Source organism: Paenibacillus popilliae ATCC 14706 (assembly GCF_000315235.1).
Lineage (GTDB): Bacteria > Bacillota > Bacilli > Paenibacillales > Paenibacillaceae > Paenibacillus_B > Paenibacillus_B popilliae.
This window is the reverse complement of sequence record NZ_BALG01000470.1, coordinates 1-790: the sequence shown is the minus strand read 5'-3', so window position 1 is coordinate 790 and position 790 is coordinate 1. Positions and strand designations below refer to the sequence as shown.

Annotated in this window: 2 pseudogenes; both read right to left on the bottom strand. The window is 58.5% G+C overall.

From position 1 onward, the window contains the following. Positions 1–511: pseudogene (locus PPOP_RS21375) on the bottom strand (IS66 family transposase); the annotation flags it as partial. 82 nt (positions 512–593) lie between these two features. Next, positions 594–767: pseudogene (tnpB, locus tag PPOP_RS24835) on the bottom strand (IS66 family insertion sequence element accessory protein TnpB); the annotation flags it as partial. Between the last annotated feature and the right edge of the window lie 23 nt (positions 768–790).

Below are 790 nucleotides of genomic sequence, written 5' to 3'. Positions count from 1 at the left end.
TTTTTACGTCCGATCACAAACGGCTTGATCGAACGTTCCCCCCGATTGTTGTCCAGCTCTAGCCGACCGTCCTTCATAAACGCCGTCAGCTTGTTCCACTGGTTCAGGCTGTAGCCAATCGCTTGACCCAGCAAGTCTTGGGCATCGTCCGGGATTTCTGCTGGCACAGCCAGGCATAGTAGGCATAGTAGGCATAGTAGGCATCCAGCACCGGGTGGCTTTGTTCCTCGCGTGCGGCAAGCCGCTCCTCGGTCGTCACTTCTTTAAGCTCCCGTTCGATGGCAAACAGTTGGTTGCACCAGGCAAGGCCTTGCGCCGCCACGCTGTGCGGATTCGTTCTGGCCTCTGGCGCTGCCTTCAGTGCCTCATCGTATTTGCGCCGTGCATGCGCCCAGCAGCCCACCAGCGTCACCTCTTTGACCTTGTGGTATCCGGGATAACCATCCACATGCAAGTAGCCCTTGAACCCCTCCAAAAAGTTCCGCGGATGCTCCCCGCCTCTCGTGCGCTGCCGGCGGAACCTGAGCATGCGCCTGGCGCTGGGTAAGCGTCAGGCCGTCGAGCAGCCAGCGCAGCTCACGCTGCGTCAGACATAGTGGAGCTGTGCCGCCAGCGGGCCACTGAAACGAGCCGCGTTCGAGCCTGCGGTAGTAGAGCCAGAAGCCAGCATGATCCCAATGCAGAATTTTGAGCTTGTCCCGTCTGCGATTACAAAACACGAACAGCGCCGAGGAAAACGGATTGAGCCCAAATTGTTCCTGTACCATAGCGGCCAGCCCATCAATGGATT